General features: G+C 68.6%; 26 protein-coding genes and 1 riboswitch. Of the genes, 9 read left to right on the forward strand and 17 right to left on the reverse strand.

Going from position 1 to position 26,701, the window contains the following annotated elements; all coding sequences use genetic code 11:
• Positions 1 to 32: 32 nt before the first annotated feature.
• Together AC23D6_RS06525 and AC23D6_RS06530 are read right to left on the reverse strand one after the other, a co-directional pair.
• On the reverse strand, positions 33 to 698 hold the full coding sequence (locus tag AC23D6_RS06525; protein WP_487751973.1) for an NHL repeat-containing protein: 666 nt from the start codon (positions 696 to 698) through the stop codon (positions 33 to 35).
• Between the two features lie 33 nt (positions 699 to 731).
• Complete coding sequence (locus tag AC23D6_RS06530; RefSeq protein WP_487751974.1) at positions 732 to 1,955, reverse strand: helix-turn-helix domain-containing protein; 1,224 nt, start codon at positions 1,953 to 1,955, stop codon at positions 732 to 734.
• A gap of 144 nt (positions 1,956 to 2,099) precedes the next feature.
• On the opposite strand from AC23D6_RS06530, the gene AC23D6_RS06535 reads away from it, so the two are divergent.
• Positions 2,100 to 2,528 carry a VOC family protein gene (locus AC23D6_RS06535; RefSeq protein WP_487751975.1) on the forward strand — a complete coding sequence of 143 codons (429 nt, stop codon included), beginning with the start codon at positions 2,100 to 2,102 and terminating at the stop codon, positions 2,526 to 2,528.
• Between the two features lie 182 nt (positions 2,529 to 2,710).
• Here the strand turns inward: AC23D6_RS06535 and AC23D6_RS06540 are convergent, their stop codons facing one another.
• Positions 2,711 to 3,478, reverse strand: coding sequence for an SDR family NAD(P)-dependent oxidoreductase (locus AC23D6_RS06540; RefSeq protein ID WP_487751976.1), 768 nt, complete (start codon positions 3,476 to 3,478; stop codon positions 2,711 to 2,713).
• A gap of 127 nt (positions 3,479 to 3,605) precedes the next feature.
• Here AC23D6_RS06540 and AC23D6_RS06545 point away from each other — a divergent pair, with 127 nt between their 5' ends.
• Entirely contained in the window at positions 3,606 to 4,508 is a 903-nt protein-coding gene (locus tag AC23D6_RS06545; RefSeq protein WP_487751977.1) for a LysR family transcriptional regulator, read from the forward strand.
• Between the two features lie 18 nt (positions 4,509 to 4,526).
• Here AC23D6_RS06545 and AC23D6_RS06550 read toward each other — a convergent pair whose 3' ends face one another.
• Positions 4,527 to 5,771 (reverse strand): cation:proton antiporter, encoded by a 1,245-nt coding sequence (locus tag AC23D6_RS06550; protein WP_487751978.1) that lies wholly within the window; start codon positions 5,769 to 5,771, stop codon positions 4,527 to 4,529.
• A complete protein-coding gene (locus AC23D6_RS06555) occupies positions 5,768 to 6,703 on the reverse strand; it encodes an AraC family transcriptional regulator (protein WP_487751979.1) in 936 nt (311 codons plus the stop codon). Before AC23D6_RS06555 ends, AC23D6_RS06550 begins: the two co-directional genes overlap by 4 nt.
• Positions 6,704 to 6,800: 97 nt before the next feature.
• Here AC23D6_RS06555 and AC23D6_RS06560 point away from each other — a divergent pair, with 97 nt between their 5' ends.
• Positions 6,801 to 7,544 carry an SDR family oxidoreductase gene (locus AC23D6_RS06560; protein WP_487751980.1) on the forward strand — a complete coding sequence of 248 codons (744 nt, stop codon included), beginning with the start codon at positions 6,801 to 6,803 and terminating at the stop codon, positions 7,542 to 7,544.
• Between the two features lie 51 nt (positions 7,545 to 7,595).
• Here the strand turns inward: AC23D6_RS06560 and gcvP are convergent, their stop codons facing one another.
• Positions 7,596 to 10,499 (reverse strand): aminomethyl-transferring glycine dehydrogenase, encoded by a 2,904-nt coding sequence (gene gcvP, locus AC23D6_RS06565; RefSeq protein ID WP_487751981.1) that lies wholly within the window; start codon positions 10,497 to 10,499, stop codon positions 7,596 to 7,598.
• Between the two features lie 42 nt (positions 10,500 to 10,541).
• A riboswitch (glycine riboswitch) is annotated at positions 10,542 to 10,660 on the reverse strand.
• 209 nt (positions 10,661 to 10,869) lie between these two features.
• Between gcvP and AC23D6_RS06570 the strand changes: the two genes are divergently transcribed.
• A complete protein-coding gene (locus AC23D6_RS06570) occupies positions 10,870 to 12,123 on the forward strand; it encodes a multidrug effflux MFS transporter (protein WP_487751982.1) in 1,254 nt (417 codons plus the stop codon).
• 19 nt (positions 12,124 to 12,142) lie between these two features.
• A complete protein-coding gene (locus tag AC23D6_RS06575; RefSeq protein ID WP_487751983.1) occupies positions 12,143 to 12,553 on the forward strand; it encodes a hypothetical protein in 411 nt (136 codons plus the stop codon).
• Between the two features lie 18 nt (positions 12,554 to 12,571).
• Here the strand turns inward: AC23D6_RS06575 and AC23D6_RS06580 are convergent, their stop codons facing one another.
• From AC23D6_RS06580 to AC23D6_RS06590, 3 genes are all read right to left on the reverse strand, one after another.
• A complete protein-coding gene (locus tag AC23D6_RS06580) occupies positions 12,572 to 13,381 on the reverse strand; it encodes a transporter (RefSeq protein WP_487751984.1) in 810 nt (269 codons plus the stop codon).
• A 67-nt stretch (positions 13,382 to 13,448) separates the two neighbouring features.
• Positions 13,449 to 14,123 carry a hypothetical protein gene (locus AC23D6_RS06585; protein WP_487751985.1) on the reverse strand — a complete coding sequence of 225 codons (675 nt, stop codon included), beginning with the start codon at positions 14,121 to 14,123 and terminating at the stop codon, positions 13,449 to 13,451.
• A gap of 102 nt (positions 14,124 to 14,225) precedes the next feature.
• Positions 14,226 to 15,452: a S8 family serine peptidase gene (locus tag AC23D6_RS06590; protein ID WP_487751986.1), complete on the reverse strand. Its 1,227-nt coding sequence runs from the start codon at positions 15,450 to 15,452 to the stop codon at positions 14,226 to 14,228.
• Between the two features lie 171 nt (positions 15,453 to 15,623).
• Between AC23D6_RS06590 and AC23D6_RS06595 the strand changes: the two genes are divergently transcribed.
• Both AC23D6_RS06595 and AC23D6_RS06600 read left to right on the forward strand, forming a co-directional pair.
• Complete coding sequence (locus AC23D6_RS06595; RefSeq protein ID WP_487751987.1) at positions 15,624 to 16,121, forward strand: RNA polymerase sigma factor; 498 nt, start codon at positions 15,624 to 15,626, stop codon at positions 16,119 to 16,121.
• Positions 16,118 to 16,870 carry an anti-sigma factor family protein gene (locus tag AC23D6_RS06600; RefSeq protein WP_487751988.1) on the forward strand — a complete coding sequence of 251 codons (753 nt, stop codon included), beginning with the start codon at positions 16,118 to 16,120 and terminating at the stop codon, positions 16,868 to 16,870. The genes AC23D6_RS06595 and AC23D6_RS06600 overlap by 4 nt, the downstream gene beginning before the upstream one ends.
• Positions 16,871 to 16,883: 13 nt before the next feature.
• On the opposite strand, the gene AC23D6_RS06605 is transcribed toward AC23D6_RS06600, so the two are convergent.
• From AC23D6_RS06605 to AC23D6_RS06640, 8 genes are all read right to left on the reverse strand, one after another.
• Positions 16,884 to 17,420 carry a metal-dependent hydrolase gene (locus AC23D6_RS06605; RefSeq protein WP_487751989.1) on the reverse strand — a complete coding sequence of 179 codons (537 nt, stop codon included), beginning with the start codon at positions 17,418 to 17,420 and terminating at the stop codon, positions 16,884 to 16,886.
• Between the two features lie 128 nt (positions 17,421 to 17,548).
• On the reverse strand, positions 17,549 to 19,156 hold the full coding sequence (locus AC23D6_RS06610) for a trypsin-like serine peptidase (RefSeq protein WP_487751990.1): 1,608 nt from the start codon (positions 19,154 to 19,156) through the stop codon (positions 17,549 to 17,551).
• Between the two features lie 71 nt (positions 19,157 to 19,227).
• On the reverse strand, positions 19,228 to 21,204 hold the full coding sequence (locus tag AC23D6_RS06615) for a M2 family metallopeptidase (RefSeq protein WP_487751991.1): 1,977 nt from the start codon (positions 21,202 to 21,204) through the stop codon (positions 19,228 to 19,230).
• A gap of 213 nt (positions 21,205 to 21,417) precedes the next feature.
• Positions 21,418 to 21,867 (reverse strand): hypothetical protein, encoded by a 450-nt coding sequence (locus AC23D6_RS06620; RefSeq protein WP_487752581.1) that lies wholly within the window; start codon positions 21,865 to 21,867, stop codon positions 21,418 to 21,420.
• Positions 21,868 to 21,999: 132 nt separating this feature from the next.
• Positions 22,000 to 22,254, reverse strand: a complete 255-nt coding sequence (minE, locus tag AC23D6_RS06625) for a cell division topological specificity factor MinE (RefSeq protein ID WP_093486953.1) — start codon at positions 22,252 to 22,254, stop codon at positions 22,000 to 22,002.
• Between the two features lie 2 nt (positions 22,255 to 22,256).
• Entirely contained in the window at positions 22,257 to 23,066 is an 810-nt protein-coding gene (minD, locus tag AC23D6_RS06630; protein ID WP_487751992.1) for a septum site-determining protein MinD, read from the reverse strand.
• 43 nt (positions 23,067 to 23,109) lie between these two features.
• Positions 23,110 to 23,880, reverse strand: a complete 771-nt coding sequence (minC, locus tag AC23D6_RS06635) for a septum site-determining protein MinC (protein ID WP_487752582.1) — start codon at positions 23,878 to 23,880, stop codon at positions 23,110 to 23,112.
• 2 nt (positions 23,881 to 23,882) lie between these two features.
• Complete coding sequence (locus AC23D6_RS06640; protein ID WP_487751993.1) at positions 23,883 to 24,479, reverse strand: GNAT family N-acetyltransferase; 597 nt, start codon at positions 24,477 to 24,479, stop codon at positions 23,883 to 23,885.
• A 182-nt stretch (positions 24,480 to 24,661) separates the two neighbouring features.
• Between AC23D6_RS06640 and AC23D6_RS06645 the strand changes: the two genes are divergently transcribed.
• On the forward strand, positions 24,662 to 25,903 hold the full coding sequence (locus tag AC23D6_RS06645; RefSeq protein WP_487751994.1) for a sensor histidine kinase: 1,242 nt from the start codon (positions 24,662 to 24,664) through the stop codon (positions 25,901 to 25,903).
• On the forward strand, positions 25,900 to 26,541 hold the full coding sequence (locus tag AC23D6_RS06650) for a response regulator (RefSeq protein ID WP_487751995.1): 642 nt from the start codon (positions 25,900 to 25,902) through the stop codon (positions 26,539 to 26,541). The genes AC23D6_RS06645 and AC23D6_RS06650 overlap by 4 nt, the downstream gene beginning before the upstream one ends.
• Positions 26,542 to 26,701 lie beyond the last annotated feature (160 nt).

A 26,701-nucleotide genomic window follows, 5' to 3' on the forward strand; every position in this document is an offset into this window, starting at 1 on the left:
GTCGAAAAACGGGACCGCCAGGTGGCGGGCGATCAGCCGGTGCGTGCGGGACGACGCACGGCACGCACCAGGCCGCTGCGGCCGCCGCCGCAGTAGAAGAGGTCGCCGCCATCGGACTCCAGGCCGCTGACATGCACGCCGTCGGGCAGCGCGAGGCGTTCCAGCACGCGACCATCGTCGGGGTCGATGCGGCGCAGGTCGCTGTCGTCGCCTTCCCAGGTGCCGTGCCAGAGTTCGCCGTCGACCCAGCTGACGCCGGTGACGAAACGGTCCGACGTGATCGTGCGCAGCACGGCGCCGGTGGCCGGGTCGATCTGCACGATGCGGCGGTCGCGGTACTGGCCCACCCAAAGACTGCCGTCGGCCCAGGCCATGCCGGAATCGCCACCCAGGCCCGGCGCGGGGATCGACGCGAGCACCGCGCCGGTGGCGGGATCGATCTTGTCGATGCGCGCTTCGGCGAGTTGGTAGAGGTGGGTGCCGTCGTACGCGGTGCCGGCGTCGGCCGGACGCGCGAGGCTGCGCGCGATGTCGCCGCTGGCCGGATCGATGGCGATCAGGCGCTCGCCGGTGGCGGCCCAGACGTGCGTACCGTCATGGGTGACGCCGGCAATGCCGCTGCTGGTCTCGAACGGGCCGTATTCGCGGGCGATCTCGGCGGTGCTGACGGCGGTGTCGTGATGCGGGGTGTCGTTCATGGCGTGCTCCGGTTGCGCGGGGATGGGGCCAATCTACGCAGCCGTCGGCGAGGCGGGGAGTAACAAGATCGTCGTGAATCCCACCAGCGGCGGCACCACCCATCGCTGGGCGCGGCCCCGACCGAGGGCGCGGACCTGGCCGGCGGTCTCCATGCTCGCGAGCGCGCGTTGCACGGCACGCTGGCTGTCGCCGGTGGCCAGCGCCAGCGCCGAGGTGGACCAGGCCATGCCGTCGGCGAGCAGGCCATGCAGCGCGCCCTGTTCGCCTTCGACCGGCGGCGCCAGCACCACCACGCCGCGCCGGCCGTGCGGCGCGAGCTGGAAGCCACGTGCGGTGGCGAGAACCTCGGCGAACGGCGCGAGCAGGCGCCGCAGGCGCCCGATCTCCACGCGCAGGCGGGCGCGGTGCGTTTCGTCCGGATCGCGCATGCGGAAGACGCGCGCGATCAGCGTCGAGCGTTCGACATCGTCGGGCCAGCCGAGGGCGAGCGCACGCAACAACGCGAACAGCACCGGCCGCCGCGCAAGCGATTCCACAGCGTTGGCATCGCGCACGGCGTGGCGCACGGCATCGACGACCAGCGACGCACCGGAGGCGAGCAGGGCTTCCACCTCGTCCAGCGTGACCGGTTGTTCGTGGCCGGCATGCAGGATGCGCGCCGCGGGACGCTGCAGCAGGGATTCGAGTTGCGCGATCTCCGTCGTCAGCGACGGAATGCGCGCCTGCGCCGCGGCGGCCTGTGCGCGTTGCAGGGCCCGTCGCGCCTCGCGCGTGCGCAATGAGCGCATCGCCAGCTCCGCCGCCGCGAGGCCGGCCAAGGCATGGTGGGACGCGGGAGCGCCGTCCAGATCCAGCGCGGCCAACGCGGCGCGCGCGGCCTCCAGCCGCCCGAGCAGCAGCGAACGGCGCAGCGCGATCAGCTGCGCATGGCGGGCATTGGCGCGGTCGCCGCGCGTCGACAGGGCCAGGGCGGCTTCGTCCAGGCGCTGGGGCGCGGCGCCGAAATCGCGCAGGGCGAGGGCGACCTCCGCTTCGGCGACCACGCAGCGTGCGCGTGCGAGCGGCTCCCGTGGACCGAAGCGGCGCGCGGCGCGACGCAACAGGTCGCGTGCGCGCGGGTAGTCGCCCAGCTGCGCCATGGCGATGCCGCGCACGGCCAGCGCCGCGGGATCCTCGCGCCAGCCGACGTGCTTCAGCGCGCCGAGCACGTCTCCCATGTTCAGAGCGCGTCCGGCAGCGGCGATCAGGGAGTCCATGCGCGCAGCGTAGCGCGTCCCCGCGCCGGACGAGCCCCGGCCCGCTCATCACGCGCTGTCGAGGCCGCCTTAACGGCGCGTCGCGGACACTCGCTGTCCACAATGCGCGCGGATACTGCCGCGACCATCACCGGAGGTCCTGCCATGGAAACCCATGAACTGCACCGCGGTCGCCTGATCGACCATATCCAGCTGGTCGTGCGCGACCTGGAGGCCAGCCGTACGTTCTACGCGGCCGTATTCGAAGTGCTCGGCATTCCGATGGCGGGCGAGGGCGGAGACTATTTCTGGGCCGACGAGTTGTTCGTGTCCACGGCCGACAGTGAAGCGGCGGAAGGCAAGCTCACCGGCCGCCACCATCTCGCGTTCCAGGCGCAGGATCGCGCGATGGTGGACCGCTTCCACGAGGTCGCGCTCGCGCACGGCGGCAAGGACAACGGCGCGCCCGGCCTGCGCGATTACCATCCCGGCTACTACGGCGCGTTCGTGCTCGACCCGGACGGCAACAACATCGAAGCCGTCTACCACGGTGAGGCGAAGCGCAGTGCGCCGTCGGTGAAGGTGGAGTTCTAGCGCGTGCTGCTGCCTTCTCCCCGCGTGGCGGGGAGAAGGTGCCCGGAGGGCGGATGAGGGGCAAGCGCCGCACGCGGAAGCACCATGGCGATGTTTCGTTCGTGCTGGTTCCGTTCGCCCCTCACCCGCCTTCGGCACCCTCTCCCCGCTGACGCAGGGAGAGGGGAAGGACGCCCGACTGCTTACAGGAACATCCCCCCCGACGCTTCGATGCGCTGCGCGTTGACCCAGCGGTTGGCCGGCGAAAGCAGCGAAGCCACCACGCCGCCGATGTCGTCGGGCACGCCCACGCGGCCGAGCGCGGTCTGCGAGGCGATGAGGGCGTTGAGCTGCGCGTTGTCGCGCACGGCGCCGCCCCCGAAATCGGTTTCGATCGCGCCCGGCGCGACGATATTGACGGCGATGCCACGCGCGCCCAGTTCCTTGGCCTGGTAGCGCGTCAGTACTTCCATCGCACCCTTCATCGCCGCATACGCCGCGTAGCCGGGCAGAGCGAAGCGGGCCAGGCCCGACGAGATGTTGAGGATGCGGCCACCATCGGCGATCAGGGGCAGCAACGTCTGGGTCAGGAAGAAGGGTCCCTTCAGGTGTACGTCGACCAGCGCATCGAACTGCGCGCGCGTGGTCTCGGCGAATTCCGCGTGCACGCCCATGCCGGCGTTGTTCACCAGATGGTCGAAGCGATCGCGGCCCCAAGCAGCGAGCTGCGCGCGCACGGCGTCGGCGAAGGCGTCGAAGGTGTCGCTCTGGCCCACCTCCAGCGGCAGCGCCGCGGCGCGCTGGCCGAGCGCTTCGATTTCGGCGACGACGGCCGCCGCTTCGGTCTGCTGGCTGCGGTAGGTGATCAGCACGTCGTGGCCCTGGCGGGCGACAGCCAGCGCCATGTTGCGGCCCAGGCCGCGGCTGCCGCCGGTGATCAGGGTGAGGGGGGAGGAAGCGGTCAGGGTCATGGCAGGTCTCCAGTCGGGAAAGGCGGTGGATTCACCGTGGAGGCACTGTATTGGGCGGGAATATTTGGATAAATCGGCTTAGACTGATTGGACCGTTCGTCCATGACGAACAATCTTCGGAGCCACCATGAACCGCCTCGACGCCATGCAGGCCTTCGTCCGGGTGGCCGAGATGGCCAGCTTCACGCATGCCGCCGACAGCCTGGGCCTGCCCAAGGCCAGCGTGTCCACCGCCGTGCAGCAGCTGGAAGCCTGGCTGGGTACGCAACTGCTGCACCGGACCACGCGCCGTGTGCAGCTGACCCAGGACGGGCAGGCGTTCTACGAGCGCTGCCAGGATCTGCTGGCGGACATGGACGAGGTGCAGCATCTGTTCGCGCGCTCACCGCAGGCCTTGCGCGGGCGCCTGCGCGTGGACATGCCGGCGCGCTTCGCACGGAATTTCGTGCTGCCGCATCTGCCGGCGTTCCTGGACGAGCATCCACAGCTGGCATTGGAGTTGAGTTGCACCGACCGCCTCGTGGACGTGGTGCGCGAAGGCTTCGACTGCGTGGTGCGCGTGGGCACGCTGGCCGATACCAGCCTGATCGCGCGGCCGTTGGGCCAGTTGCGCGTGGTGACCTGTGCCAGCCCCGCGTATCTGCAGCGTCATGGCGTGCCGCAGTCGCCGGACGATCTGCATGCGCATCGGTTGATCCACTACGCCAGTCAGTTCGGCGGCAAGCCTGATGGCTGGGAATATTGGGACGGCGTGCGCTACACCAGCGTGCCGATGGAAGGCGCACTGACGGTGAACAGTTCCGACGCCTACGAAGCCGCGTGCATTGCCGGGCTCGGGCTGATCCAGGCACCGATCGCCGGCCTGCGCACGCTGGTGGACCAGGGGTTGCTGGTGGAAGTGCTGTCGCAGTACGCGGCCGAGCCGATGCCGTTGACGCTGCTGTACGCGCATCGTCGCCATCTGCCGCAGCGGGTGCAGGCCTTCATGGCGTGGCTGACGGAGACGACGCGTCCCTATCTGGATGCTTGAGCCGGACGCGTAGCGCGGTCACACCGGCTGGCGATCGCCTGCCTCGGCGGTGACCCGACGCTTCACTAGCGCGCGGAAGAACGGGCCGGTCAGCAGCGTCGACAGCACGGCTAGGGTGACCAGCGCGGCGAAGGCGTGTTCGGACAGCAGGCCCTGGTCGCGCAGGATGGTGGCCGCGACGATTTCCATCAGGCCCTTGCATTGCAACAGCGCGCCGACGGCGAGCGCGTCGCGGCGCGATAGCGTGGACGAGGGCGGGCAGGCGAGCACGGCGACGAGTTTGGCGACCACCGCCACCCCCAGCAGCACCAGCGAAGCCTGCAGTGACGCCCAGCCCAGCACGCTGCCATCGATCTTCAATCCGCTGTGGCCGAAGAACAGCGGCGCGATGCCGATCAGGGCGAACTGGCCGAGGCGTTCCACCGGCACGCGACGCGACCACGTGGAGGGCACCATCGCGCCACCGAAGTAGGCGCCGAGCAAGGCATGCAGGCCCAGTTGCGAACTGGCCCAGGCACCAGCGACGAGGAACAGCGGCAAAGCGATCCACACCGCCCATGCGGGCGGTACCGCCTGCGCGCGCTGCGCCAGGCGACCCGCGAAGGCGAGCACGACCAGCACGCCCACCGCCACCGCAGAAACCGGCGAAGCGCTGGCCAGCAGCGAGCCGCCTTCGGCCGCGAGCAGCAGCAGCGCCAGGCCGGTCCACAGCACCGCGTCGTCGATCACGGCGATGCGCAGGGCGATCTGGGTGAGCGGGCGATGCAGCGGACCGAGCTCGCGGATGATGCCGATCAGCACCGGCAATGCGCTGACCGCGATGCACAGGCCGATCGCCAGCGAACCCATCCACGCGCCGCCCTTCGGGGCATCCCAGCCCGGCAGGCCGGTGAAGTAGTAATGCGCCGCCAGCGTGCCGGCGACAAACGGCAACAGCAGCGCCATACCGGCGCTGGCGATGAAACGCAGCGCCTGCGCGCGCGGTAGCGGCGCGGCATTCGGTGCACTGGGCAGATGCGCGGACTGGCGCGTTTCCAGGCCGGCGGTGAAGGCGAGCAGCAGCACGCCGATGAAGCCGATCTGGTCGCCGAGCTTCGACGGCACGCCCCAGCCGGCGGGCAGCACGCCGGTCGCCGCCAGCAGCAGGCCGAGGATGATCGGGATGACCGCGATGGGGATGGAGCGCTGCAGCGCGCGCCAAGCCACCCAGGCCAGGCCGATGAAGATCAGGGCATCCAGCGCGAGCGCGGTGAGGTCGGTCATGGCGGCGATGATAGCCGCGCGTCGCGGGGCGTGGCTTCGTGCTGGCGCGCGTAGCGGCGGGGTGGCATGCCGGTGTGGCGATGGAAGGCCATGCTGAAGGTGCTCACCGAGCGGTAGCCCACCTGTTCGGCGGTGTCGGCCACGCTGGCACGTCCCTCGCGCAGCAATTCGCGTGCGAGCGCCATGCGCCACGCGAGCAGATAACCCATCGGGGCCACGCCCAGCGCACGGGTGAAACGCTCGAAGTAGGCCGAGCGCGAGAGTGCGGCGCGCTCGGCCAACTGCTCGACGGTCCACGCATGCGCCGGACGCGCATGCAGTTCCCGCAATGAGGGCGCCAGACGCGCATCGGCCAATCCGCGCAGCAGTCCGGGCGGCGCGGACGCGCCCGGCGTGGCGCGCAGGGATTCGACCAGCAGCAGATCCACCAGTCGCGACAGCACCACGGCGCGCCCCGGCCAGTCGTGGTCCGCTTCATCGCTCAACAGGGTCACGAGGTTCGACAACCGCGGCACGCCGCGCACGTGCACCAGCGTGGGCAGCAGCAAGGCGAGCAGTGCGGGCTCCTGCGATTCGGAGCGGAACCAGCCGCCCAGCAGCCGCACCTCCGGCGGACCGTCCTGGCGGCCATGGCGGACGTCGCGGTCGGGCAGCGGATCGCGGACGGGATCGATGTGGGTGGGCAGCTGGGTCAGGCCGTCCGACAGCAGGAAGCCCGGTGTGGCCGGCAGCAGCACGAAATCGCCAGCCTCGAGGGTGATCGCCTCTTCCCCGTCCACGGCCAGCACGCACCGGCCTTCCTGGACGATGCAGAAGCTGGGCTCGCCGAAGGTGGCGTAGCGCACGGCCCAGCGGCCGGCGGCGCTGATCCCCTTGGAGAACGCGGCGTGGGGCCGGAGCAGGCGGACGATGTCGGAGAGCGGGTCGGACATCCGGACGATCCGAGAAGAATGGTGGACGGAATGTAATGGAGCATCCGGTGATGCTCGCCTATCGTGGCGGCCTGTTCAACCACCCGGGACCTCCCCCATGAAGACCATCCTCATCACCGGCTGCTCCTCCGGCTACGGGCTGCAGACCGCGCGCCACTTCCACGCCCAGGGCTGGCGCGTCATCGCCACGATGCGCACGCCGCGCGCCGATCTGCTGCCGCACGACGAACGCCTTAGCGTGCTGGCGTTGGACGTGACCCGCCCGGACAGCATCGCCGCCGCGCTCGACGCCGCCGGTCCGCTGGACGTGCTGGTGAACAACGCGGGGCTGGGTCTGTTCGGCGCGTTCGAAGCCACGCCGATGGCCACGGTGCGCGAGATCTTCGAGACCAACACGTTCGGCACGATGGCGATGACGCAGGCGGTGATCCCGCAGTTCCGCGCGCGCCGCGCCGGCACCGTCGTCAACGTCACCTCCAGCGCGACGCTGGCGCCGATGCCGCTGGTGGCGGCGTACACCGCCAGCAAGACGGCGATCGAAGGCTTCACCGCCTCACTCGCCCACGAACTCGGCGCGTTCGACGTGGCGGTGCGCCTGGTCGAACCGGGCTACGCACCCACCACGCGGTTCGCGGCCAATGGCGAAGAGCGCATGCGCGGCCTGGTGCCGGAGGCATACGCGCGCTATGCGCAGGACGTGTTCGCCGGGTTTGCCGGCGCCAGCGCGTTCACCCAGGAAACCGATGTCGCGCAGGCGGTCTGGGACGCGGTCCACGACGCGACCGGGCAGCTGCATTTCCCCGCAGGGGCGGACGCGGTCGCCTTGGCCGCGTTGCGCTGAAAGAAGAAGCCCCGCATCGGCGGGGCTTTTTCGTCACGCTCGGCGTCGCCCTCAGGCTTCGACGTCTTCCTTGTACGCATCCACCGGGATGCAGGCGCACATGACGTTCTTGTCGCCGTAGACGTTGTCCACGCGCGCGACCGGCGGCCAGTACTTCTGCAGCTTCAGCGTGGCCAGCGGGAACGCGGCCAGCTCGCGCGGGTAGGCGTGGGTCCACTCGCTGGCCATCACCATCGTGGCGGTGTGCGGCGCGTTCTTCAGCGGGTTGTCGTCGCGGTCCAGGCGGCCGTCTTCGATAGCGCGGATCTCTTCGCGGATCTCGATCATCGCGTCGATGAAGCGGTCCAGTTCGTGCTGCGATTCGCTTTCGGTCGGCTCGACCATCAGCGTACCCGCGACCGGGAAGCTCAGCGTGGGCGCGTGGAAGCCGAAGTCGATCAGGCGCTTGGCCACGTCCTCGGCGCTGATGCCGGTGGCGTCCTTGATCGGGCGCAGATCGAGGATGCACTCGTGCGCGACCAGGCCGTTGCGGCCGGTGTAGAGCGTCTCGTAGTGCGCTTCCAGGCGCTTGGCGATGTAGTTGGCGTTGAGCAGCGCCACCTGGGTGGCCTTGCGCAGGCCGGAGGCGCCCATCAGGGTGACGTACATCCAGCTGATCGGCAGGATGCTGGCGCTGCCGAAGCTGGCCGCGCTGACCATGCCGACATCGCCTTCGCCGCCGAGCTTCTTCGGCAGGTAGGGCGCCAGGTGCGCCTTCACCGCGCACGGGCCCACGCCGGGGCCGCCGCCGCCGTGCGGAATGCAGAAGGTCTTGTGCAGGTTGAGGTGCGAGACGTCCGAGCCCCACTTGCCGGGCTTGGCGACGCCGACCAGCGCGTTCATGTTGGCGCCGTCGGTATACACCTGGCCGCCGTGCTGGTGGACGATGTCGCAGATCGCGACCACGTCTTCCTCGAACACGCCATGCGTGGACGGGTAGGTGATCATGATCGCGGCCAGGCGGTCGCTGTATTTCTCGGCGGCGCGGCGGATGTCTTCCACGTCCACGTTGCCGTTGGCGTCGCACTTGGTCACCACCACCGTCATGCCGCACATCTGCGCGCTGGCCGGGTTGGTGCCGTGCGCGGATTCGGGGATCAGGCAGATGTCGCGGTGGCTCTCGCCGCGCGCGCGGTGGTAGGCGCGGATCGCGAGCAGGCCGGCGTACTCGCCCTGCGCGCCGGAATTCGGCTGCAGGCTGACGGCGTCGTAGCCGGTGCATTCGACCAGCATCGCTTCCAACTCGTCGATCAGCTGCGTGTAGCCCTGCGACTGCTCGGCCGGCGCGAACGGATGGATGTTGCCGAATTCCGGCCACGTCACCGGGATCATCTCGGCGGTGGCGTTGAGCTTCATGGTGCAGCTGCCCAGCGGGATCATGGTGCGGTCCAGCGCCAGATCCTTGTCGGAGAGCGCCCGCATGTAGCGCAGCAGTTCGTGTTCGCTGTGGTGCGTGTTGAACACCGGGTGGGTCAGGAACGCGCTGGTGCGGCGCAGGGCGGCCGGGATCAGCGAGGGCGCGCTGGCGTCCAGCGCGTCGACCGACGGCAACGCGGCGCCTTCGCCGGCAAACACGGCCCACAGCGTCTCGACATCGGCGCGGGTGGTGGTCTCGTCCAGCGAGATGCACAGCGAGCCATTGCCGCGTTCGCGCAGGTTGATGCGGGCGGCGCGGGCGCGGGCGAGAATGGCGTCGCGGGCATCGCCCGGTTCGATGCACAGCGTGTCGAACGCGCTGGCGTGCACGGCCGGGTAGCCCAGCGTGCGCAGGCCTTCGGCGAGGATGGCGGTCAGGCGGGCGACGCGGCCGGCGATGCGCTTCAGGCCTTCGGGGCCGTGGTAGACGGCGTACATGCTCGCCATCACCGCCAGCAGCACCTGCGCGGTGCAGATGTTGGAGGTGGCCTTCTCGCGACGGATGTGCTGCTCGCGCGTCTGCAGCGTCAGGCGGTAGGCCGCCTTGCCTTCGGCATCGACCGACACGCCGATCAGGCGGCCCGGCATGCTGCGCTTGTAGGCGTCGCGGCAGGCCATGAAGCCCGCGTGCGGACCGCCGAAACCGAACGGCACGCCGAAGCGCTGCGAATTGCCGACGACGATGTCGGCGCCCATTTCGCCCGGCGACTTCAGCAGGGTGAGCGCGAGCAGGTCGGTGGCGACGACGAACAGGGCGTTGTGCGCGTGGATGGTCTCGGCGTCCTTCGACCATTCCTCGACCCAGCCGCTGGAAGCGGGGTACTGCACCAGCACGCCGAAGTAGTCGCCGGCGGCGAGCTTTTCGTGGAAGGCGTCGGTGGAGCGCACCACGTCCACGGTGATGCCCAGCGGTTCGGCGCGGGTAGCGAGCACTTCGAGCGTCTGCGGGTGGGTGTCGCCGGCGACCAGGAAGGTGTTCGACTTCGACTTGGCCGACCGCTTGGCCAGCGTCATCGCTTCGGCAGCGGCGGTGCCTTCGTCCAGCAGCGAGGCGTTGGCGATCTCCATACCGGTCAGGTCGGCGACCATGGTCTGGAAGTTGATCAGCGCTTCCATGCGGCCCTGCGAGATCTCGGCCTGGTAGGGCGTGTAGGCGGTGTACCAGGCCGGGTTCTCGAGGATGTTGCGCAGGATGACCTTCGGCGTGTGCGTGCCGTAGTAGCCCTGCCCGATGAAGCTGCGGAAGACCTGGTTGCGGTCGGCGACGGCGCGGATCTTCGCCAGCGCCTCTTCTTCGTTGATCGGCGCGGGCAGGGCCAGCGGCTGCGCGGACTTGATGTTGGCCGGCACGATGGCGTCGGTCATCGCGTCCAGCGAGTCGTGGCCGACGACGCGCAGCATGTGCGCGATCTCGGCATCGTTGGGGCCGATGTGGCGTTCGAGGAACGCGCCGTGGTGCTCGAGCTCGCGCAGGGTGGGGGTGTTCGACATGGCAGGCATCCGGGAAGGGCAAGAAGGACCGGCGCGCGGAAACCGCACGTGGGATGCCCCTCTGTCCTTTTGCCTGAGAGTTTGGAAGCGCGCCGACGAGGGTCGCGTACTTCGTGCCCCTTCGGCGCCGGCGCTGCCGCGAGGCGGCCGGTCTCTCCAGAGTGTCTGCTGCAGTGGTGGTATCGGGCCTGAGCGATTACGGGCGTTTGCGCCTTCGGCAGCCGGTCGCGTGCGACGGGCTTCTCCCACCGGGTAGTGCGGGGCGATTATAGCCCGTGATGGCCCGGCGACGGGACGGCCGGCGGTTTCGGCGTACCATGTGCCGCCGGCGCGGCCTGTTCATGGTGGCCCGCCGCGCCCGTCCGGAGCGTCCCGCGCAATGAGTGCCCCCCACGCCATCTCCAACCGCCGCCTGGCCCTGCTGCTGGGCGGGCTGGCGATGTTCGGCCCGTTCTCCATCGACACCATCTTCCCGGCCTTCCCGGCGATGGGCGCGCAACTCGGCGCGGACAAGGTGGCGATGCAGCAGACCATCAGCGCTTATCTGCTGACCTACGCCCTGATGAGCCTGGTGCATGGGCCGCTGTCGGACGCGTTCGGGCGCAAGCGGGTGATCCAGGGTGGCCTGTTCGTGTTCCTGCTGGCCTCGGCCGGCTGCGCACTGGCGACCGACATGGCCACGCTGCTGCTGTTCCGCGCGCTGCAGGGCCTGTCGGCGGGCGTCGGCTTCATCGTCGGCCGCGCGGTGATCCGCGACGCGCGCCAGGGCGACGATGCGCAACGGCTGATGAGCCAGGTGTCGATGATCTTCGGCATCGCGCCGGCCATCGCGCCGATCGTCGGTGGCTGGATCCTCGGCTGGAGCGCCTGGCCGATGATCTTCTGGTTTCTGGCCGCGTTCTCGCTGCTGCTGCTGGTCGCGGTGGCGGTGTGGCTCCCTGAGACCCATCCGGCCGAGGTGCGCCTGAAGGTGTCGCCGCGCCATCTGCTGCGCGATTACGTCGGCATCGTCCGCAACCGCCGCTTCCTGCGCCTGGCGCTGGCCGGTTCGCTGAGCTTCGGTGGCCTGTTCCTGTACATCGCCTCGGCGCCCGCCTTCGTGATGGACCTGCTGCACCTCAACGAGCAGCAGTTCGCGTGGCTGTTCCTGCCGACCATCGGCGGCATGGTGCTGGGCGCGTTCCTCTCGGGACGTGCGGCCGGCCGCGTGGAAGGTGCGCGCCTGGTGAAGATCGGCTACGCCTGCATGGCGTTGGCGATGGTGGCGAACGTGGGCTACAACGCGTGGGCCGGCGCGGACATCCGGGTGCCATGGGCGGTGCTGCCGATGATGCTGGCGGCGTTGGGCGTGGCGCTGGTGTTCCCGATCCTGACCCTGGCCATCCTCGACATGTACCCGCGCCAGCGCGGTGCGGCGTCGTCGCTGCAGGCCTTCAGCAACCTGGTGGTGAACGCCATCATCGCCGGCGTGCTCTCGCCGCTGCTGAGCCACCATGGCCTGCACTTGGCGATGGGTATGGCCGGCTTCGTGCTGGTCGGCTGGCTGATGTGGCAGTGGGAGGCGCACGCCAGCCGTCGCCAACCCGCGTGTCCGCGCGCACCGGCCGCGCTTGAGCCCACCGATCACCTCTGACCTCCCGCGAGATATCCCCATGTCCATCCAGTCCAAGGCCCGACGCGAAGCGAAGAAGCGCAAGGCGACCCGAGAACGCAACGTGGCGCGCGCCAACGCACCGGCGATCGAGCCGCACGCGGAATTGCGCAATCCGCAGGGCGACCTGCTCGCCGGCATCGTGCGCCAGGCGGGTGTGTGGGTGCTGGGCATGGATGGTCGCATCGCCGGCAGTTCCGACAGCGCCGCCGAAGTGCTGGCGATGATCAAGCAGGCAGCGGCGCTGCACGAGGCGCAGGGCAATGCGGTGCGCCTGGTGTACTCCGATGAGCTGCGCGATACGGCGGTGATCGAAGCCGCGGCGCAGGGCCTCACGCTGGAGCAGTTCGAGCAGCAGATGGCCGAGCAGATGAAGGCGAACAAGCCTGATGCCGCACCGGACGTGAACTGATGCCGCCGCGATGTAGCGCTAGAAGCCGCGGCTGATCGAAACTCCCGCGCCCCAGTCCGGGCTGCCGTCGGTCAAGCCGTGCCGGGCATACACCTGAAGGCGGCCGCCGGATGCGTTCGGAAGCGCGTAGAACAGCGTGGCTTCCCGGCGGTCTTCGCGACCGCTGACGCTGGCAGTGCGGTGCTCGAACATCGCCCCCCAGCGTCCGTCGCCGACAGGCCGGCTTACACCCACATTGGCGCTGTTGACCCGGTCCAGATCGATGTACCGGGAATCACCGAGCCGCGTGTGACCCACGCCGCCGAACAGCACGGTGCCGCCGAAGTCGCGGTACAGATCGAGCGCGGCGCCGTAGTCGTTGGCGCCGGTGCCAAGCCCCTTGTCCTCGTCAGCGGTGGCGATCTTGGCGTTGACGCCCAGGTCGATACCGGCTTTCGCCCCCAGCGATTGCGACCACGTGAGCGTGGTGGTGACGTCCCCCACGCCGGATGCGGTGCCGCGTTGGCGCTGCGTGGCCGGCGGCTGGCCGACATCGCCGATCAGCGGCAGTCGGCCGCGGCCCAGCGGATTGGTGTTGTCGACGCCGCCCAGGCCGGGCAGAACGTTGGGGTCCCCGGAGACGCGCAGCCAGGGCACGCTGACGCGTGCGGTGAGCGCGCCGCGCGTCCAGGTGGCGGCGACCGGCACGGCGAAGATCTCGGTGGTCGTATCGCTGCCGTAGCGGCCGCTGCTGTAGTCGATGCCAGTGGCCAGCGTGACGCCGTCCTCGGCCTGTACGGTGCCGCACAGGGACAACGCGAGCGCGGCAGGAAGTAGGCGCAGCATCATGATGGGTAACCTGTGATGGGAAGGGAGATGGGGCGCTTCCCTGCGCCCGGCTCACGTGGAACGTGGGTCAGTTGCCCAGCAGCGGCCGCAACACCGGCAGGTTCGGTCGCACATCGGCGCCCACACCGATACCGCCGTTGCCGCGCAGTTCGGCCGCCGGCCTGGCCGCCTCGCTCCGGCCTGCGGCAGTACCGCCCACGTCGATGCGCGCATTGCCCTGATCCGTGCGGACATCCACGCCCGCCTGGCCCGACGCGCCCACACCCACTCCGGACGAAACGCCACGCACCGTCTGGCCCAGCCGCGAAGTCGCATCGTTCACCGTGGAGGTGGCGCTACCCAGCTTGCTCTCCACGCTGCGCACGAGCTGGTTTCCGGTCAGCCGATCGGCACGAAGATCGAGCACGGCATCGACGGCGCCGTCCAGACTGGCGGCCTTGCCATCGGCGACCAGCTTCGAGGCCAACGCCAGCGTGCTGTCGATCTCGGCATACCCCATCGCAGCCCGGCCCGCGGTGCCGTCGCGCAGCTCGTTGACCAGGCCGGTCGCTGCGTCGAGAGAGCCAGCCGCTTCCGCATAGCGCTGCGCCAACGCGTCGATGCTGGCGGTGTTCGCCGCGCCTTGAACGGCAGCCTCGGCGGATGCGGCCGCGCTTCCGTTGGTGGAAGCGTTCTGCGCTTGCGCGGTAGCGGTGAAAAGGCCGGTGGCGAGAAAGGCACTGAACAACAGGGCAGTCTTCATGGTTCGATCTCCTGGGGGCCGCGGCCAATCCGCGGCGCTCAGGAGGGATACGAGCCGGTGCGCGGATTTAATCCCGCGTGGACCTGAAAACTCAGAAGCGATTCAGTTTTCCAGAATGCCTATTCCGAAGATATCGTCGCGGCCGGGTGCACCTGCGTCGCGTGCGGCGCGCCCCAGCGTCTGCACGACGGCGTCCGCGTTGCCTGGCCGCAGTTCGCCACTATGCGATGCCGCCAGGTGCGCGACCCGTGGCGCAGCGAACGACGTGCCCCGCACGGTGACCCATCCGCCCTTCGGACCTGCCGCGCGCAGTTGGCTTCCCGTGGCGGCGAAATCCACCTGCTGGCCACGCCCGGCTTCGGGCAGGGGGCGCTGACGGCGATCGACGGCGGTCACGCCGATCACGCCCGGGTAAGCCGCCGGGTACAACGGCAGCGCGGCAGGTCCATCGTTGCCGACCGCCGCCACCAGCACGTGGCCCCGCTCCACCAGGGCGTTCACCGCGCGATGCAGCAGCGCATTGTCCGGGCCGACCAGACTGACATTGATCACGACCACCTTCTCGCGCGCCATCCAGGCCAATGCCTGCGCCAAGCCGGTCGACGCGCCTCCCACCGGTTGTCCGCACCACAGATCGGCGGCATACAGCGTGCCCGCCGAACCCGCCATCAACAGTGACGCTACCGCCGTACCGTGCGCGTCGGGCAGACGTTTGCCGTTGCAGCCCCATGCCTGCGTGCGCGTATTGGCCAGCGCCGGATGCGTGCTGTCGACGCCCCCATCGAGCAGGCCCACGCGCATGGATGCCGCAGGCGCCGATACCGTCGTCGTGGCAGCTTCCGCCGCAGAAGGCGCGTCCGCGCCGCTCCGCAGATACAGGTGGTCGTAGTCGTAGCTGCCGTCCGGGTCGAGTTCTCGCAGCAGGGCAATCGCTGCGCGCGTGTCGAGCTTTGCCGGCGCCTGCAGGACGACGACCCGGATATCGAGTTCTTCCAGATTCCGGCGCTCCACCTCGATGAAGCCTGCGGCGAAAGAACGCGCAAGCGCATCGGCGGAGGGTTCGATCGCCACCACGCGCTGCTTCATGACCAGTTCGCCCGCGGGATCGCGATCGAGCAGGTCAGGGTGGCGACGGAGCAGGCGCCGGCTTTCGCGCGCACGATCGATCACGGGTCGCAGCGTGGCGCCGGTCAGCGGGTCCGCCACCTCCTGCATGTCACGGAGCGCCTGGCCGGGCAGTCGCAGGACTTGGTCCACGCCCGGGACCGTGCGCGTGGCTTGCGCCAACGCGCGCTGTGCATTCGCGGGAGCGGCCAGGGCAAGTGCCATTGCGAGGAGGACCAGACGTAGGAGCAGACAGGACATGGCGGAGGGGCGAGGTACCATGCGGGAACGGGCGCAGCTTACGACGTCATAGCTGCGCGGCGCATGAGCCGGATCTGAATCTGGATATTCTTGGGCGGCGATGGAACAAACCCGCATTCTCGAACGTATGACCAGATGAAGCAGACAACGGATGCCTGGATGCGAGAAAACCTCTGCGCGATGCTGCCGCGCTTGCGGCGGTTTGCGCGCGGCCTTACCGGCGATGCGCACGATGCGGACGATGTCGTGCAGATCGCGCTGGAGCGCGCGCTGGCCCGCGCGGAGCAGTTCCGCGAAGAGTACGGACTCGAACCGTGGGTCTTCGGCATCGTCCGCAATGCCTGGCTGGACGAAGTGCGCGCCCGCCAGCGCCGCGGCCAAGTGCTGGCGCCGCAGGAGTGGGGCGAGCACGTGGGCGAGTCGCCGTTCGATGCACGGAATACGGCGATGTCGGTCGAGGCGGCGGTGGCGCGTCTGCCGGCAGAGCAGCGCGAAGTCGTAATGCTGGTGCTGGTGGAAGGACTGGCCTACCGGGAGGCCGCCGCGGCGCTGGACGTGCCGATCGGCACGCTGACCAGCCGACTGGCGCGTGCGCGGACGGCGTTGCAGGACATGCTGGGAGACGATGCGTGAGCGAACTGAGCGAAGAACGATTCATGGCCTGGCTGGACGGCGAGCTGGACGAAGCGGCCGCCGCCGACGTGGCGCGTGTCGTTGCGGCCAATCCCGCGCTGGCCGAGCGTGCCCGGCGCGAGCGCGCGTTGCGCGCGCGGCTGCAGGCGACATACGCGCCGATCGAGGACGAAGCTCCTCCGTCGCGTTTGCTGGAGACTTTGGGCATGAGGGCCGATGCAATGCCCCATGCGCCAGCCGCCGACAATCTCGTGGCCCTGCGGCCGTCGTCGCTGGGGGGACGTGTCCGCCACTACCGCTGGCCCGAGTGGACGGCGTTGGCGGCGTCGGTGGTGCTGGGCGTACTGTTCGGGGCGTACTTTTTCGGTGGACCGTCGCAGGCGCCAGTACGAATGCAGGGCGGCGCATTGATGGCGGGTACAGACTTGGCGCGTGCGCTGGATCGGCAATTGGCCGCCGACGCGAGGCCCGACGCTGCGCTTGCGATAGGCCTGAGTTTCCGCGATGACAAAGGACGCTATTGCCGCACCTTCACTGCAGACGGCGCGCAGCCGCTGGGTGGCTTGGCCTGCCGTGATCATGATCAATGGCGCGTGGTGGCGCTGGGGCAGGCGGAGCGGAAAGAGGGCGAGTTCCGGCAGGCAGCGAGTGCGTTGCCGCCGTCGGTGCTCGCCGAAGTGGAGGCGCGGCAGCAGGAAATGCTGGATGCCGCGGGTGAACGCGCCGCACGCGATGCCGGCTGGCGTTGACTCGCAGCGGACATCAGCCAGGATCGCGGCGCAGCGCTCGTCTCGTTAGCGCCAAAAGTGCGGCCGCAGCCAGAGCCGGCCCTATGATCCAGCGCACTTCCGACCTCAACACTTCAACTCCCCGTGCACTGAAGAAGTGGTTCGCGAACGGCGAGACTTCGATCATCCGCCAAGGGGCAAAATGGCGCACGTCGGACCACGGCCAGAGCAACGCCACGCCCAGCCCGCCGTCGGTCAGCATGTCCAGCAGGGGATGGGACGCGGCGGAGGCCGTGACGAAGAGCAGCGTCGTGATGGACGGTGCCTTCAATCGCCGCGCGAATCGCGTTGCGACGAGCCCACACGCCAGCGCGAACACCAGCGAGTGGCTCGCGCCGCGATGGCCGAATGCGTGCGCGTAGTCGATGCCGAACGCGAACATCGCGACATCCGCATCGGGCAGCATGGCGACGGCCATGCCGGCCAGCATCAGCCGCGCAGGCACGCGGTGCCTGCCGAGCGCGATGCCGGCGGCGAGTGGGAGGATGGCGTGGGCGAGGACGGTGGGCATGAGCGGCCGAGTTGGTTCGGGAAGCCCAGCGTTGGTCGGTGACGTGTGCCTTGGATGAAGTCCCTATGTGTCCAAAGAAAAAGGCCGGCGTGCGCCGGCCTTTCTCGCGATCTTCCTGGTGCCCCGGATCAGCGTTCGCGCTGCGTGCGCATCGGTTTCGCGTCTCGCGGGCTTTGGATGATCGACGGACGCGTGCCGGATGCCGGGGCATCCACGGAGCCTGCCACGCGCGCACCCTGGGTCTGCGCGGTGGCGCCGGCCGTAGCGCCTGCGCCGCGGACCAGCGGCTGCGAGCCGTTCTCGCGCACGGGATCGGCGGCGATCCACTGCTTGATCTGCGGGAAGATCAAGTCGAGGCGGGAGTAATGGTCGCGGTTCGTCGTGGTGGAGAGGCTTCCGGTGTTGAGGCACGACGCGCTTCCGCCGTAAAGGCCGCCGCGCACCCGGTAGGTGTTGTCGGTGTAACGGGTGAACAGGCCGGAACCGCTGCTGCCGCCTTCTGTGGTGCCTTCCAGCCAGCCCACCGTGAACTGTTGGCTATAGGCATCGGTGACATGCTGTCCGCGCGAATACTTTTTGGCGTCGCCCGAGGGGTGATGGATGGCGATGACCTCGGCATTCGCGGCGAGTGTGCTGGCGTCCCAGCCGGCGAACGTCGCGATCGCCGGCGCGGGACTTTTCAGCCGCAGCAGCATGGCGTCGGTGTTGGCATCGTAGAACATGATGTCGGCGCCGCCTGACACTGCATTATTCTTGCTGCCGTTGGTGGGCGAGCATGTGGTGCTCTCGTAGCCCCAATAGGTGGTGAGGCTGGCCGCTACCTTGTTCCGGTCCTGTACGGGCAGGTCGCCGCCACCGCGGAAGCAGTGATCGGCCGAGTAGAACCAGGGAACCTGCGTCGCCGGGGTCGTGTCGTTCAATAGGGTGCCGGTGCAGATATAGCTTCCCAACACGCTGCCGCTGGTGTTGTAGAGGTTGAACACCATGTGGGCCACGGCATTCTTGGCCTCGACATAGGCCGAGCCCAGCTGGTCGACGCGGCAAACGGCGTTGATGTTGCAGCCGCCCGATTCGCCGACCTTTTCGACAATCTTGAAATTGTTGGCGCTGTTGGCGAGCAGATGCGACGCCTGAGGTGCCATCACGCGCGCCTGCGCCGCCTTGACGTGGGCCGGACGATAGACCTCGATGATCTGCGCATCGCCGTCGGTCGCAGGCGTCCAGTAAATGCCATCGGCATCGGCGAACGCCTGCGCCTCGGTGGCGGTGAGCATGGCGATGATGCGCTGCGGAGCGTCGCTGCCCGCGATGCGCAACTCCACATGGGGGTGCAGCTCCTTCACCTGCAGGCCCACGCGCAGACCCAGTGCATCCGGCGAGCCGACCCTCAGACGCGCAACTGCGCCCCCCGACTTGAGGGGTACCCAGCGCAATGCGGGCGTGGTGCGGTCGATGCCTTCGCCGCTCAGCGTGCGGCCGATGCCGATCTGCACGGCCTTGACGCCTTGGCGTGCGTTCCGCCGCTCCATGTCGACGAGGCGCTCGATGGCCATTTCGCGATAGCCCTGATGGCTGACACTGCGTGCAGGAAACTGCGCCAGCTTCCATGCAGGTGCGGCTTGCGCCGGCGTGCGGCTGGCTTCACCAGACACCTGGGTCACCGCGGCGCTGGCGGCCAGGGGCAGGGCAACCAGCATCAGGCTGGCCAGGCATCGCAGGGTGTTCGATCGCGTCATTCTTCGGACCTCCGTGTCGGAGCGTGGATCGGGAATGGGCGGGCCGAGGGTGGCCCGCCCAAGGGATGTACTCAGGGCTTGGCCGGTGCCGCCGCCGCGACCGGCGCGGCCGCCGGCCAACCGCAGGTCTGGCCTTCATTCTGCTGCTTCAGCCAGTCCTGCAGCGGAGCGAAGTATTCCAGCACCGGGCCGGCATCCATCTTCTCGCCGCTGGTGAGCTCCTTCAGCGTGGCCTGCCACGGCTGGCTGGCGCCCTTCTCGAGCATCGCCCAGAACTTCTGGCCCGCCGCCTTGTTGCCATAGAAGCTGCAGTTGTACAGCGGGCCCTTGTAGCCGGCCGCGTCGCACAGGCCCTTGTAGAACTGGAACTGCAGCACGTGCGAGAGGAAGTAGCGCGTGTACGGCGTGTTGCCCGGCACGTGGTACTTCGCGCCCGGATCGAAGAACTCCTCGCCGCGCGCGGTCGCCGGGCCGACGCCCTGGTACTTCGCCTTCAGCTCCCACCAGGCCTTGTTGTAGTCGGCCGGCTTGATCGAACCGTCGAACACGCCCCAGCGCCAGCGGTCGATCATCAGGCCGAACGGCATGAAGGAAACCTTGGCCAGCGCCATGCGCATCTGCGCGTTGATCAGCGCTTCGTTGCTCTGCTGCTGTTCCCCCACCATGCCGATCGACTTCAGGTAGTCCGGCGTCATCGCCAGCACCATCGTGTCGCCGATGGCTTCGTGGAAGCCATCGTGCGCGCCGGTCTGGAACAGCGGCGGCAGCTTGTTGTAGGCCAGGTAGTAATACACGTGGCCCAGCTCGTGATAGATCGTGGTGAAGTCTTCTTCGTTCGGCTTGATGCACATCTTGGTGCGCACATCGCCGGCCATGTTCATGTCCCAGGCGCTGGCGTGGCAGACCACGTCGCGGTCCATCGGCTTGATGAACTGGGTCTTGGTCCAGTAGCTCTCGGGCAGCTTGGGCATGCCCAGGCTGGTGTAGAAGTCCTGCGCGCGCTCGGTCATCTGCTTGGCCACCTGCAGCTGCGCCTCGCGCTCGGCCTGGAAGAGCTTCTCCGTGCCCGGGCCGGGGCCGGCCTTGGCGAGCGCCGTCTGGTAGTCGGCCTGGTACTGCTTCTCCAGCGCGCCGGTGATGTCGAGGCTGCCGGCGCCCTTGTACGGCTCCAGCATGTCCCACAGGTTGCCCCAGTCCTGCTGCCACATGTTGCCCATCAGGTGCGCAGGCAGCAGGCCGTTGACCTGGCCCTTCTCCACGCCGTAGGTGGCTTGCAGCTTGGTGCGGGTGTAGCAGTGCAGCTGCTCGTAGAGCGGCTTGACCTGGCCCCAAAGGCGGTCGGTCTCCGCGGCGATCTCGGCCGGCGTCATGTCGTAGCCGCTGCGCCACATCTCGCCGGCGTCGGCGAAGCCCATTTCCTTGGAGCCTTCGTTGACCAGCTCGACGAAGCGCGTGTAGTCCTTGCGCATGGGCTGGGCGATCGTGTGCCAGCCCTGCCATGCGTCCAACTGCGCGTCGTAGTCGCGGCTGCTGCGCAGCACGTCCTCGAGTTCGCCCAGCTGGCGGCACGTCTTCGCGTCGCCTTCGCCGGTGCAATATGTGCCGGCGCCGTAGGTGCCTTCCATCTTGGTGGCGATCTGGGTCAACTCGGCCAGCTTGGCCGGATCCTTCGGCGCGGGCATCGCGGTGGCGAGCTTCAGCAACTGGATGGCGCGCGCGGTCTCGGGCGACATCTTCTGGCCTTCGAACTTCTTGGCCTGTTCGATCCAGCTGTTGAGCTGGGTCAGGTAGCGCTCGTTGCCCTTGGCGGCCAGCAGCTGGCTGTCATCGTTGATGTAGGTGCTCGACAGCCACTGCGCGGCGGTGAGCTCCGGGTACATCTTCTTGAATTCGTCGTTGACGCGCGCGATGAACTGGTCGGCGGTCTCGCCCTGCGGCGCGGCGGGTGCGGCGGCCGTATCCGCGGCAGGTTCGTCCTTCTTGCAGGCGGCGAGCGTGGCGATGCCGGCGCCGATGGCGAGGGCGAGCAGGAGGTGGCGGTGCTTCACGGGACGTCCTTCAGGGTGCGGCGGGCACGGGAATCCGAAGGGTAGTGAGACGGCGGATGGGCGGCAAGTGCGGGGGCCTTCCTCCTTTGGGAGCGACGTGAGTCGCGAGCGCTCGACGTCGGCGTCCCGGTTCCCTCCGCAGCTGGATGCCCCGCACGTGGCCGGAAGGTGCGCGGTCGCGACTCACGTCGCTCTTACAAGGGGAGAGCGGCCTCAGCGGTGAGGCAACCCGCGATCTTTCAGAAAGGCGCGGGCATCATCGGCATCCTGCTCGAACCACGCTTGCGTGGACCCGAGCCGGTACGTATACCCCCAGGCATCCATATCGGCCATGAGGCGCTCGCGCCCCACGCCGGGCAGCGCATCGGCGAGGATGATCTGCAGGCAGCAGGTGGCGTCCTCTTCGATCACCGAGTCGGTAGCATCGGTATGCACCTGGGCGCGCCTCTCGGGCGGGAGCACGATCAGATGGCACGACTCGTGCAGCATCGAGTGCACGGGCGTATCGGCGCGAACGTAGACGTTGTGGGCGATCACGCCGGCCTCCGGCTCGCCCCAGAAACTGCCGGGGATCGGTGCGCCCTCATCGACGACATGGAGCAACAGGCCGTACGACGCAAGCAGCGCATCGGCAGCGCCGGGTGGCAGGTCGCGCACCCGCATCACCCCGGCGTTCTCAGCGTTGGCAGCAGCGTCGTCGGGCGTCATGGATAGAGCGGAGCGTGCTCCGCTGCCTTTCGTTACGAACGGGCACGTTGCGAGCGGAGCAAGCTCCGCTCTACGGCGTTCGGCGCGTCAGTTGTTGCCTTCCGGCAGCGCCACGGAGATGTCCAGCACGTCATGGTCGCCGTCCTTGATCAGATCGACCTTGACCGCGTCGACGTCGACGTTGACGTACTTCTTGATCACTTCCAGCAGTTCGCGGCGCAGCAGCGGCAGGTAATCGGGTGCGCCACGCGAGCTGCGCTCCTGCGCGATGATGATCTGCAGGCGGTTCTTCGCGGTCTCGGCGGTGTTCTTCTTCGCCTTGAGGAAATCGAACAGGCCCATGCTCAACCTCCGAACAGCTTGCTGAAGAAACCTTTCTTCTCCAGGGTGGTGAAGCGCAGCGGGCGGTCTTCGCCCAGCAGGCGCGCGACGGTGTCGTCATAGGCCTGGCCAGCCGGCGACTCCAGGTCGAGGATCACCGGTTCGCCCTTGTTCGATGCGTTCAGCACGTCGCCCGATTCCGGGATCACGCCGAGCGTCTTCAGGCCCAGCACGTCTTCCACGTCCTTGATGCTGAGCATCTCGCCGCCTTCCACGCGCGCCGGGTTGTAGCGCGTCAGCAGCAGGTTGGCCTTCAGCGGCTCGCCGTTCTCGGCACGGCGGGTCTTGGAATCCAGCAGGCCCAGGATGCGGTCGGAGTCGCGCACGGAAGAGACTTCCGGATTGACCACGACGATGGCCTGGTCGGCGAAATACATCGCCAGGAACGCGCCCTTCTCAATGCCCGCCGGCGAATCGCAGACGATGAAGTCGAAGCCGTCGTCGGACAGGTCCTTCAGCACCTTCTCCACGCCTTCTTTCGTCAGTGCGTCCTTGTCGCGCGTCTGCGATGCGGCCAACACGTACAGCGTCTCGAAGCGCTTGTCCTTGATGAGGGCCTGCTTCAGCGTGGCCTCGCCCTGGGTGACGTTGACGAAGTCGTACACCACGCGGCGCTCGCAGCCCATGATGAGGTCGAGGTTGCGCAGGCCGACGTCGAAGTCGATGACCGCGACCTTCTTGCCGCGGCGGGCCAGCCCGCAGGCGATGCTGGCGCTGGTGGTGGTCTTGCCGACGCCGCCCTTGCCGGACGTGACTACGATGATTTCAGCCAACGGTGTTCTCCTTGGTCTTTCTTATGTTCGGGGGCGTCGCGCATCAGTCCTGCGCGGCGATCTTGAGTTGGTCCTGGTCCAGCCAGATCTGCACGGCCTTGCCGCGCAGTTCCTTGGGCACTTCTTCCATCACCTTGTAGTGGCCGGCGACGGCGACCAGTTCGGCATGGAATTCGCGGCAGAAGATGCGCGCCTCGGCGTTGCCGCGCGCGCCGGCCAGGGCGCGGCCGCGCAGCGCGCCGTAGATGTGGATGGAGCCGTCGGAGATCACTTCGGCGCCTGCGCCGACGGTGCTCAGCACGGTGAGGTCGCGATTCTCCGCGTACAGCTGCTGGCCCGAACGGACCGGCGTCTTCTGGACCAGGCCGGGCTTGGTCTCCGCGGCCTTGGCGGCGGGCGCGGGCTTCGCCGGCGTGGGTTCGGTCGCTGCCGGGCGCGGGGCGGCGGCCGGGGCAGGCGCCGCGGTCGTGGATTCGTACTGCGCGCGGAACTTGGCCAGTAGCGGCAGGCCGAGCTGTTCGGCGAGGACCTCGGTTTCGCGCGAGCCGTAAGCCAGCGCCACCGGGATCACCCCGGCGCCGCGCAGGCCGTCGATCAGCGATTGCGCCGTGGCGGCATCGGGCATCCGTGCCAGGCCGCCGAAGTCGACGATCACCGCGGCGCGGCCGAACAGCTTGGGTGCGCGCTCGACCCGCTCGCGCATTTCGCGGACGAGCTGGTCGACATCGAGGGTGCGGATGCGGAGGTTGGCGATGCCGACCTGGCCGATCTTCAGTTCGCCGGCCTGTTCGTAGTCCATGTGCGTCCGGGTCACGCTCATGTTCCGGTCGGGCGCTGTGCGCCGGCGTCCGCCAGCAGGCGGGTACGGGTCCAGGGGGTATCCGGCAGCGCATCGCCGTAGGTTTCGCGTACCCAGGGGTAGCTGCAGAGCTCCTTCATCAGCATGCTGGCGCGGACGTTCGCCTCGGCCATCACGTGCTGTCCGACTTCACGGAAGCCGAAGCTGCCGTGGAAGAGCAGGGCCGGATCGGCGCCGTGGTCGAGGAAGACCTCGCAGGCCAACTGCGGGTAGCGCAGTTCGGCGAAGCTCTGGACATCGGCATAGAACGCGCGGCCCACGCCACCGCCACGACGGCGGCTGGCGACCACGATGCGGTCGATGTAGAAGAACTGCGGATAACGCTCGCGGAACCAGGCGAAGTTGCTGCTGTCATGCCCGGCCGATGAGCCGAAACCGACCAGGAAACCGGCGAGGTTGCCGTCGCGCTCGGCGACGCGGAAATATTCGGCCGTCTCGTAGAAGCGGCGGACCTTGGCCGAATCCAGCGGGAGGATCGCCAGTCCGGCATTGTTGTTGAGGGCTAGGACGGAATCCAGCTCGTGCTCGCGCACGTCGCGGATGACGATCGACATTACCTGACTCCGTACGGGTCTTGCAGGGCGGCACGCGGCCAAGCCGGGATTATCGCATGGTGGCGCCGAAGCCGGCGAGGCAGTGGGTGAGCGGGGCATGAACCCGGCGGCTCGGCGTGCGCTGATGCCGGCATGACTTTAGTTGGGGCATGGCCGCCGGGGATTCCGCCTACTATGCCCGGATGTTGGGACGACTCAGCCATACCCGCCTGCTGCGCGCCGCAGGCCTCTACACGTGGGCCCTGGTGGGGATTCCCATCATCCTGAATGTATGGGTGCTGCCGCCTTCGAGCGGCACGGACGGGCAGGGCGTGAACCTGCCCCTGACCGCGTTGAGCTATTTCGCGTTCGGCGCGGTGTACTGGCTGGCCACGCGTGCCCTCGACGGCCGTCGGGACAGCTTGCCGGTCGCCTGGAACGTGCCACTGGCGATGGTGCTGACCGCGACCTCCATCGGCGTGGGCTTCTACACCCAGACCGGCCTGGGGGCCGTGCTGCTGCTGATCATGGCGGGCGTGCTGCCCTGGTTGCTCGAGCTGCGGTTCGCCGTGGCCTGGCTGCTCGCCGCCCACGTGTTGCTGGTGCCGTCGTTCATGGCCCGCGACGACTTCAACTTCTGGGAAGCCCTGTTCCAGTCCATGTTCTACGTGGGCTTCGCGGCCTTCGTGCTGATCACCACCTACGTGGCGCGGCAGCAGGCCCAGGCGCGCGAAGAGCAGCGCCGGCTCAATGCCGAATTGCGCGCGACCCGCGTGTTGCTGGCGGAGAGTGCCCGGGTGAACGAGCGCACCCGTATTTCCCGCGAACTGCACGACCTGCTGGGCCACCACCTGACCGCCCTCAGTCTCAATCTGGAGGTGGCCGGGCACATCACTGAAGGGCGGGCGCAGGAGCACGTCCGCCAGGCGCATACGCTGGCACGCCTGCTGTTGACCGACGTGCGGGAAGCCGTCAGCCAACTGCGCGACAGTGGGGCGATCGACCTGGGCGCCGCGCTGGTGCCGCTGGCCGAGAAGGTGCCCTCGCTGTCCATCCACATGGATATCGAGGAGCCGCTGACCCTGGAGGACCCGCACCGCGCCCACGTGTTGCTGCGCTGCACCCAGGAGATCATCACCAATGCGGTGCGCCATGCGGGCGCCCGCAACCTGTGGCTGCACTGCCGGCGCGAGGGCGCCAGGATCCTGATCGACGCCCGCGATGACGGTGCCGGCAGCCCGCGTGTCGTGGCTGGCAACGGCCTGACCGGCATGCGCGAGCGCTTGGCCCAGTACGGCGGCGAGTTGCGCTTCGAGACGCAACCGGGGCAGGGCTTCTGCCTGCACGTCGTCCTGCCGGTCAGCGAGGCCACGCCGGCCCTCGCGCCGCTTCCTGTTTCCCCACCCGAACCCACACCCGAGCTCAGCTCCGGAGGAACCCCGTGATCCGTGTCTGTCTGGTCGACGATCAAACCCTGGTGCGCCAGGGCATCCGCTCCCTGCTGGCGCTGGACGACGGCATCGAAGTGATCGCCGAGGCGGCGGATGGCCGCCAGGCCGTGGAGCTGGTACCCCAGGTCCAGCCGGACGTGGTGCTGATGGACATGCGCATGCCGGTGATGTCGGGCCTGGAGGCCCTGCAGGCCCTCGCGCGGGCCGGCCAGCTGCCGCCCACCATCATCCTGACCACCTTCGACGACGACCAACTGGTCCTGGCGGGCCTGAAGGCCGGTGCGAAGGGTTACTTGCTGAAGGATGTCTCGCTCGAGCAGCTGGTGGGCGCGATCCGCACGGTGGCCGACGGCGGTTCGCTGGTGCAGCCGGCGGTCACCCAGCGCCTGTTGTCCGGCCTGGAGCACATGCGCAACGAATTCGTCAGCCTCGACCGTCCGGATCCGTTGACCGACCGTGAAACCGAGATCCTGCGCCTGATGGCCAGCGGCTTCTCGAACAAGGAGATCGCCAATTCGCTGGGCGTGGCCGAGGGCACCATCAAGAACCACGTGTCCAACATCCTCTCGAAACTGGGCGTGCGCGACCGCACACGGGCCGTGCTGAAGGCCTTCGAATTGCAGTTGGTGTGACGGCAGGCCGAGTTCCCGCCAGGAGCCTCTGGCAGGGAGCTCGAACGCGGGCTCCATACGCCCCGGAATAGGGGTGCCAACCGGTGTCAGGTGGGCTGCCCGAAGCCCGGCAACCCTGCTAGGATGCGCGGTGCATTTTTTTCACGGCCGTGGCACCGGC

Source organism: Pseudoxanthomonas sp. G3 (genome assembly GCF_057654715.1).

Coding starts and splice junctions, on each gene's coding strand:
- AC23D6_RS06525 (WP_487751973.1), bottom strand. CDS start 698: ATGAACGACACCCCGCATCACGACACCGCCGTCAGCACCGCCGAGATC.
- AC23D6_RS06530 (WP_487751974.1), bottom strand. CDS start 1,955: ATGGACTCCCTGATCGCCGCTGCCGGACGCGCTCTGAACATGGGAGAC.
- AC23D6_RS06535 (WP_487751975.1), top strand. CDS start 2,100: ATGGAAACCCATGAACTGCACCGCGGTCGCCTGATCGACCATATCCAG.
- AC23D6_RS06540 (WP_487751976.1), bottom strand. CDS start 3,478: ATGACCCTGACCGCTTCCTCCCCCCTCACCCTGATCACCGGCGGCAGC.
- AC23D6_RS06545 (WP_487751977.1), top strand. CDS start 3,606: ATGAACCGCCTCGACGCCATGCAGGCCTTCGTCCGGGTGGCCGAGATG.
- AC23D6_RS06550 (WP_487751978.1), bottom strand. CDS start 5,771: ATGACCGACCTCACCGCGCTCGCGCTGGATGCCCTGATCTTCATCGGC.
- AC23D6_RS06555 (WP_487751979.1), bottom strand. CDS start 6,703: ATGTCCGACCCGCTCTCCGACATCGTCCGCCTGCTCCGGCCCCACGCC.
- AC23D6_RS06560 (WP_487751980.1), top strand. CDS start 6,801: ATGAAGACCATCCTCATCACCGGCTGCTCCTCCGGCTACGGGCTGCAG.
- gcvP (WP_487751981.1), bottom strand. CDS start 10,499: ATGCCTGCCATGTCGAACACCCCCACCCTGCGCGAGCTCGAGCACCAC.
- AC23D6_RS06570 (WP_487751982.1), top strand. CDS start 10,870: ATGAGTGCCCCCCACGCCATCTCCAACCGCCGCCTGGCCCTGCTGCTG.
- AC23D6_RS06575 (WP_487751983.1), top strand. CDS start 12,143: ATGTCCATCCAGTCCAAGGCCCGACGCGAAGCGAAGAAGCGCAAGGCG.
- AC23D6_RS06580 (WP_487751984.1), bottom strand. CDS start 13,381: ATGATGCTGCGCCTACTTCCTGCCGCGCTCGCGTTGTCCCTGTGCGGC.
- AC23D6_RS06585 (WP_487751985.1), bottom strand. CDS start 14,123: ATGAAGACTGCCCTGTTGTTCAGTGCCTTTCTCGCCACCGGCCTTTTC.
- AC23D6_RS06590 (WP_487751986.1), bottom strand. CDS start 15,452: ATGGCACTTGCCCTGGCCGCTCCCGCGAATGCACAGCGCGCGTTGGCG.
- AC23D6_RS06595 (WP_487751987.1), top strand. CDS start 15,624: ATGAAGCAGACAACGGATGCCTGGATGCGAGAAAACCTCTGCGCGATG.
- AC23D6_RS06605 (WP_487751989.1), bottom strand. CDS start 17,420: ATGCCCACCGTCCTCGCCCACGCCATCCTCCCACTCGCCGCCGGCATC.
- AC23D6_RS06610 (WP_487751990.1), bottom strand. CDS start 19,156: ATGACGCGATCGAACACCCTGCGATGCCTGGCCAGCCTGATGCTGGTT.
- AC23D6_RS06620 (WP_487752581.1), bottom strand. CDS start 21,867: ATGCGGGTGCGCGACCTGCCACCCGGCGCTGCCGATGCGCTGCTTGCG.
- minE (WP_093486953.1), bottom strand. CDS start 22,254: ATGGGCCTGTTCGATTTCCTCAAGGCGAAGAAGAACACCGCCGAGACC.
- AC23D6_RS06640 (WP_487751993.1), bottom strand. CDS start 24,479: ATGTCGATCGTCATCCGCGACGTGCGCGAGCACGAGCTGGATTCCGTC.
- AC23D6_RS06645 (WP_487751994.1), top strand. CDS start 24,662: ATGTTGGGACGACTCAGCCATACCCGCCTGCTGCGCGCCGCAGGCCTC.